The 6,701-nt window shown below is 45.6% G+C and carries 5 protein-coding genes and 2 pseudogenes; 6 read left to right on the top strand and 1 reads right to left on the bottom strand.

The window, feature by feature from the left end; all coding sequences use genetic code 11:
- The 4 genes and pseudogenes from QT974_RS19320 to QT974_RS19305 all read left to right on the top strand — a co-directional run.
- Positions 1-319 (top strand): annotated as a pseudogene (locus tag QT974_RS19320) (hypothetical protein); the annotation flags it as partial.
- A 91-nt stretch (positions 320-410) separates the two neighbouring features.
- Positions 411-1,451 (top strand): hypothetical protein, encoded by a 1,041-nt coding sequence (locus tag QT974_RS19315; RefSeq protein ID WP_333470051.1) that lies wholly within the window; start codon positions 411-413, stop codon positions 1,449-1,451.
- 521 nt (positions 1,452-1,972) lie between these two features.
- Positions 1,973-2,746 carry an ABC transporter permease gene (locus QT974_RS19310; protein ID WP_333470050.1) on the top strand — a complete coding sequence of 258 codons (774 nt, stop codon included), beginning with the start codon at positions 1,973-1,975 and terminating at the stop codon, positions 2,744-2,746.
- A gap of 159 nt (positions 2,747-2,905) precedes the next feature.
- Positions 2,906-3,805 carry an ABC transporter ATP-binding protein gene (locus QT974_RS19305; RefSeq protein WP_333470049.1) on the top strand — a complete coding sequence of 300 codons (900 nt, stop codon included), beginning with the start codon at positions 2,906-2,908 and terminating at the stop codon, positions 3,803-3,805.
- 229 nt (positions 3,806-4,034) lie between these two features.
- Here QT974_RS19305 and QT974_RS19300 read toward each other — a convergent pair whose 3' ends face one another.
- Positions 4,035-5,096 (bottom strand): TIGR03032 family protein, encoded by a 1,062-nt coding sequence (locus QT974_RS19300; RefSeq protein WP_333470048.1) that lies wholly within the window; start codon positions 5,094-5,096, stop codon positions 4,035-4,037.
- 702 nt (positions 5,097-5,798) lie between these two features.
- On the opposite strand from QT974_RS19300, the pseudogene QT974_RS19295 reads away from it, so the two are divergent.
- Positions 5,799-6,050 (top strand): annotated as a pseudogene (locus QT974_RS19295) (DUF4347 domain-containing protein); the annotation flags it as partial.
- A 75-nt stretch (positions 6,051-6,125) separates the two neighbouring features.
- Positions 6,126-6,701 (top strand): DUF4347 domain-containing protein (locus QT974_RS19290; RefSeq protein ID WP_333470047.1); only part of this gene is annotated, 576 nt, incomplete at its 3' end.

Raw genomic sequence — 6,701 nt, 5'->3', positions numbered from 1 at the left:
CAACAACAATAATCTCAATCCCGGAACTGCGCCGAATACCAATCAGAATAATCCCAACAACAATAATCTGAATCCAGGAACTGCGCCGAATACCAATCAGAATAACAATAATCTGAATCCGGGAACTGCGCCGAATACCAATCAGAATAACAATAATCTGAATCCGGGAAGTTCGCCTTACATCACTCCCAACAATTCCAATCCGGGAAGTTCGCCGAATACCAATCAGAATAATTTCAATCCGGGAACTGCGCCAAATACCAATCAGAATAATTCGTCTCCTAACAGTACCACTGGCAACGGTACGGGCAGTTTTTGAACTGCCGCCGGATGAGTTAAGCTGAGACTGGAAGTAGCGATTGCCTACCCTTGGGGATAGCTTCGATCGCGCGTAGTTGAGGAGACCTATCGTGTCAAACTTAGTTCAACGCTTAGAAATAACCGCTCATCCGCAACTAGAAAAATCTCTCGGCTATCGAGGAGACAGTCGCTGGGTAGCTTGGCGGTGGGAACCCGACATCGACCAAATTATTTCCAGTGACGGCAAAACAGTCGGGACTGGCAATAATATGGCTTGGCTGGTGTTTTTGCAGCACGATTTAGTTCAGCCTGCCCTCCAAGAGTACAACTTCGCCGAGGGCGATCGCTACTGGCTGCTGTTAGACACCCAAACTCGCAATCTCTACGCCGGCGAAGCCAAAGCAGTTCAAAGTCTGTTGGAACAGCCGGAAAGTTTAGCTTTGCTAGCCTGTCTCGATGGCGGCAAAGCCGGACAAACTGCTGAAACTTGGCAGCAAACCTTATCTCAAGTAACTGCAACAACAGCCTTTCGCCACCTCACAAACGTCTTTCCTTTCGGAATTGCCGCTGCTTTAATAGGTGCTTTAGGAGTCGGAACCGGATTGTGGGTAGTCCCGACGGTGCAGCAGAAACTCGCCGGTGAAAAAACAACTTTTACTTCCCCAGTTAGTTCTGGTGCTAACTGCGGGATTGGCGGTTCCGACGATTTTTCAGCCTATGTTGGTTCGTCAACCGGAGATAAAGAACTTCATTTGATCGGTGTTTACGAAGCTAATGCGGAACATGGGAAGAGAAATTTGTCGAAAAGTGCGATACAAGTCAAAGTAGAACGCCGCAACAAGCCAATAATACTCGCACTTTCGGCCTACGAACCCGTCAACTGGAACGTGACTTTAGAACCCGGAGCAGTTATCGAGAAAATTATTGTTAACGGATACAACAACCAAACAGTTTCAGGAGTTTCGGGAATTCCCATAGAAGAGCACAGCTACGAAGGAACCGGAAACTACATCGGCGACTTTATTTACAAGTGGGGTACAAATCCTGAAAGTAATACTCCCTCCCTCGTGACTAAACTCGAACAGACAAACCGCACAAGTTTAACGTCTTTTCAAGGATGCTACAGAGGTACGAACTTTACTATTAAATAAGCGCAGCGACAGACAACCAAAAATTAAAACTCTATGTTGCTAAAATCACAAAACCCGCGCGGGCGGGTTTTTTATTGAAATTTAACATTCTTAGTATTTCTATGGTATAATATGCCGTGTCGTTAGGATCGCGAATTAAATAATTTACAAATATTTGTGGGATGGGCGGGAGAGCCCGTTCTTTCTGGACGGGCTCTCCCGCCCATCCCACAATTACAATAAAAATTGTAAGTTATTTAATTTTCATTCCTTATTATCAATAATCATATAATGTCCGGTAAATTTAATGACATCAAGAAGGTTTGTAGTGTGGACTTTAGTCCTCTCATGGATGCGGACTAAAGTCCTCACTACGAACCAATTGAATTGTGTGGACTTTAGTCCTCTCATGGATGCGGACTAAAGTCCTCACTACGAACCAATTTGCGGACTAAAGTCCTCACTACGAACCAATTGAATTGTGTGGATTCTTTTCGGACTTGATATCAATTTTAAATTCTTACAATGCTAACACAATTCCTATGAAATACTGGTACGAAACCCTCGCAGTAGCGCAGCGAATTTTAATTGAATTGGGAAGGCGGCGGCGCAGCTTAGTCTTGTGGAGTATTTTTCCAATTTCTATCTTGCTAATTAACGGTTTAATTTTAAAAGAACGCGCTAATCTCACCACAGCAAAAGCTTTTGAAAGTGCTGCACCTGCAAGTTTAGTAGGAGCGGCTTTATTTTTTAGCTGTCTCGGCGGCAGTGTAGCAACGGTAGTCTCGGAGCGAGAACAGCATACTCTCAAACGCTTATTTATTTCCCCCTTGAGCGGCACTTCCTATTTTTTAGGAATTTTTCTAGCTCACAGTTGCATCGGCATCGGTCAGGTACTTTTAGTATACGCGATCGCAGCGTGTTTGGGAGCACAGTTTCAAGGATCTATTCTGTTGGGATGTGCGATTATTCTCCTCAGTATTGTATCCTACGTAGGAGTCGGCTTCATACTCGGCACCCAGTTTGCGAGGCGCACGGAAGATGTCAACTCGCTAGTAGCCGCTTTCGGCGTTCCTTTGTTGATTTTAGGAGGCGCATTTTTGCCAACTGCGCTGTTCCCCAAAATCCTGCTGGATCTCGCCCAGTACAATCCAATTTATCACATGAACGAAGCGCTGATGGGCGTGTGGGCTAACGGCAAAGATTTTGCGGATATTGAATCGCACTTCTGGTTTTTATTCATATTTGCTATTTCGATGGTTGCAGGCGGATGGCTGTCATATCGGCGGATGTTAAGAGTAGAAAGAAGACTTTAACTAAGACCCAAAAAACCGGGTTTTTTACCGAATCTGTGGGCGAAAGCGAAAGATTGTCGTAAAAACCCGGTTTCTGCTCACCCACGTGCGATATTACAATTAAACTTAGCACCAAGAAGGCTATAAATAATAAAATTAAACTTAGGGAGAGTTTAAGCTGTGCTGAAAATAGAAAAGCTAAATAAGTCTTACGGCGAACGTTCAGTGCTTAAGGATTTAACACTGCACATTCAAGCTGGCGAAATTTACGGTTTGCTGGGGCAAAACGGGGCTGGCAAAACTACAACTATCAATATTTTATGCAATTTGCTCAATGCTGACAGCGGTAAGGTTTCGATCAATGGCGAACCTGTTTCGGAATCGACTAAACTGTTAATCGGTGTAGCGCCTCAAGAAAATTTGCTTTACAAAAGCCTTAGCTGTGCAGAAAACCTCAATTTTTTTGCTCAAATTTATGGTTTGGATCGCCAACAGCGCCGCTATCAAGTAGAACAATGCTTAAAAGCAGTAAATTTGATAGATAGAGCTAACAGTCCGGTGGAAACTTTGAGTGGAGGAATGCAGCGCCGTTTGAATATTGCGGTGGCTTTGGTTCACCAGCCTAAATTAGTAATTTTAGATGAACCGACGACGGGTTTAGATATTGAGGCTCGTTATGAAGTTTGGGAGTTGATTCAGCGTTTGCAATCGGAAGGAATTACGATTTTGCTGACAACTCATTTGTTGGATGAAGCTGAGCGTTTGTGTCAGAGAATTGGAATTTTAAAGAATGGTAGTATTGTGGCTGAGGGCAGTTTGGAGGAGTTGCAAAAATTGATTCCGGCTCAGGAAATTATTGTTGTTAAAACTGCGGAAGAAGAAAAGACGATCGCCCGCGCAGCAGAATACAGTTTTATTCCGCGCCGCTACGGTAGCGATTTGGCTTTTTGGCTGCCGGAACGTTTGGAATTAAAGGATATTATTTTGCGTTTTGATGGGATTTCTATTGATTCAATAGCTCGCTATCCGGTGCGGTTAGAACATATTTATGTAGAGGTGACAAAACAAACTCTATCTTAACATTTCTGGCCCTCCCGTACAATCCAAGAAACCGGGTTTTTACAATTTTTACCGACAGTAACGAAGTATTCTCGCAAAAACGAGGTGACAAAACAAACTCTATCTTGACTCTGGCCATGGCGCACAATCCAAGAAACCGGGTTTTTACGATTTTTACCGACAGTAGCGAAGTATTCTCGCAAAAACCCGGTTTCTAGCTACCCGTGCGTCCATCCGCCGCCATCTGCGGTTACAGTTCCAAAGTAATTAACTGAGCAATTTCATCCGTTTGAAAACCCAAAGCCATCGGCTTTTGCACTTGAGGAATCACCTGCACATCATACAGTTCCGTGACAATACCTTCAAACCGCAACCAATGAACGATCGCCCCAGTAGTCAAATCAATAACCATCATACCGCACCGAGCCTCAGCATCCTTGGCCAGCAACAACTCATCCAATTCTAAACCGCTAAAAGTATTGTCACCACCCCTCGGTTTCGACAATCCAACAATCGCCCAATTTTGCCAAAATGCTAAACCTCGGACATATCCCGGACAAAAGGTAACAGCCTGAAATTTCCCTGTATCTAAATCCACATAACCAAATTCCCCTCTCCCCGAATTCAGCAACCACAATTTATCTCGATACCAGCGAGGTGAATGCGGCATCGATAATCCCGTGACGATGATATCATTAGATGCAACATCAATAACTATACCGCCATTTTTTCGCCGATCGCGCCAGCCATCCACCACATCCGACTGACTCGACGCCGTGACATATTTCGCCTCCCCATCCACCATCGCCAAACCGTTGAGGTGACAGCGGTCTTCATTGATGTATTGTGAGATAAAGCCTGGTTTCCAGAGAGGTTTGCAACTGTGGCGATCGCTCAAAGTAGCGATACAATTAAACAACGTACTAATAAAAATGATTTGATTATTTTTATCTACCGCAATATCGTGAATGTCGATATCTCCTGTAGTGTAGGCGATGCGAGGCACGTACAGGCGATCGTAACCTTGATGTTGTCCACCCGCAGCTAACACGTTATCTAATTGCCAGAGTTGATATTTTGAGCTTAGGTAGAGGCGTTCCGGCGTGCAGTAGAGGCCCATAGCGCGATCGAAGATTCGCCAAAAAGCCGAGATTCTGTTGGTTTCGGGTGCAGCACCAATTAACATTAACCTGCTGGTTTGATAGGTAGTGAAAGCGAGGCTGATTTGTTGTTCGGTTAACCAAGATGGCAAATCGCGATCGCCAAAAATCTCGTGTTCGTGAACTGTATTGACATTTGTGTCGTTATTCATAGAATCTAGAAAATCTTTGTATTATAAATCAAAAACGTAGGGCGATCGCAATTCCCGTAGGGGTTCCCCTCACCGACAATAATTGCCTAAAACCCACAATCTCATAAATCTGCCCACCCAACCTCACAGTAACAATGCTTCAATTTTGATTTGCACCTCCTCAATCACACGTCATTATTCAACGCTCTTTCCCTCAGTCCGACAGTCCGGCAGGGGTTCAAACCCCTGCCTCAAAGCGAAAGTCCTCTCAAAGAGGACTAAGAAGAAGAATTTTTTAACTCATTAGTCCTCGCAAAGCGAGGACTTTAGCTATAAGAGGGGGGGTTTGAACCCCGCTTAGGACTCGCGGGTGGGCGAGAGGACTTGGCGGACTGACAGCTTAAGATGAATTCCGATACCGGATTTAATCTGATCTCATAATTTGCATAAAATACTCGTAACAATATAAAGATTTAGTAAATGAGAAACAAAAACGCTGACAGTGCGATCGCACCCTGCTAAGCTCCTAGTATTTAAAAGCCTAGGGTGCCATCCACTACTAGATAGAAGTACCGTCGATCCCAATTCAATCGCTTTTTGCTTATTACAAACAAGTCATTCTACCGGAAGCCCAAACAGATGAACACCATAACTCAACTTAACCCCAACTCAAAAAAAAATTTTCCCTTGGTTGGTTGCATCTAATGCAACCAACCAAGGGAAATCGTCATCCTTGACCCCACAATACCCGAGTGCGATCGAATAATCCAAGGCATCAAACCAGATACAGCCACCTACATCCTCGAAAGTAAGGTCGATGCGATCGAGCAAATCACCACAATCCTCGATCGGCATCAAGGCATTGCAGCCCTGCACATCATTTCGCACGGTGCTCCCGGCTGCATCCAACTCGGCAACACGCAGTTAAACTGTCAAACTCTCCCCCACTACAGTCAGCAGATACAACACTGGCGAAACAGCTTCACAGCCGATGCAGAAATTATCATTTACGGGTGTAATGTAGCTGCGACAGATCCGCAAGAGTTAAATGTGGCAATCGGTTCGATCCGTCAAACCCACCAGAGCCGCCAGAGCCGTCAGAGCCGTTCGAGCCGCCAGATCCGCCAGGGGTTGAAACCCACAGCGAGTAGCGAAAGTCGTCGGTCGCCGACTGAAGAGGCGATCGGATCGGAGGTTTTGCAGTCGGTTTCAACCGACTTGTGCTGTGAGACGGGGGTTTTAACCCCCGGCGGACTTCGAGACAAACACAAAGAACCCGATCGCAACCAATTTCTCAGTCAACTCCACCAACTCACAGGCGCCAAAATAGCCGCCAACTCCCAACCTACAGGTAATAGCAAACTAGGCGGCACCTGGGACATCCCCCAACTCATACCCCCATCGAACCAAAGGGCGAAACTTGCTCTGACAGAAACCACCCTCAAAACCTACAGTGGCGTGCTCAGCTTCTCCCCCCAAGTTGAATTCCCAACTAACACTGGCCCCGAATCCGTCAGCATCGGCGACATCAACGGCGACGGCAAACCTGACTTAGCAACAGCGAACTGGGGCAGCAACACCGCCTCGATCCTGCTCAATACTACCGCCACCAACGCCACCACCCCC

It is taken from the genome of Microcoleus sp. BM001215392 (assembly GCF_036700185.1).
Lineage (GTDB): Bacteria > Cyanobacteriota > Cyanobacteriia > Cyanobacteriales > Microcoleaceae > Microcoleus.
This window is presented reverse-complemented; position numbering and strand designations above follow the sequence as displayed.

Bases quoted from the DNA above. Each gene is read 5' to 3' on its own strand.
- QT974_RS19310 (WP_333470050.1), top strand. From the start codon at position 1,973: ATGAAATACTGGTACGAAACCCTCGCAGTAGCGCAGCGAATTTTAATT.
- QT974_RS19300 (WP_333470048.1), bottom strand. From the start codon at position 5,096: ATGAATAACGACACAAATGTCAATACAGTTCACGAACACGAGATTTTT.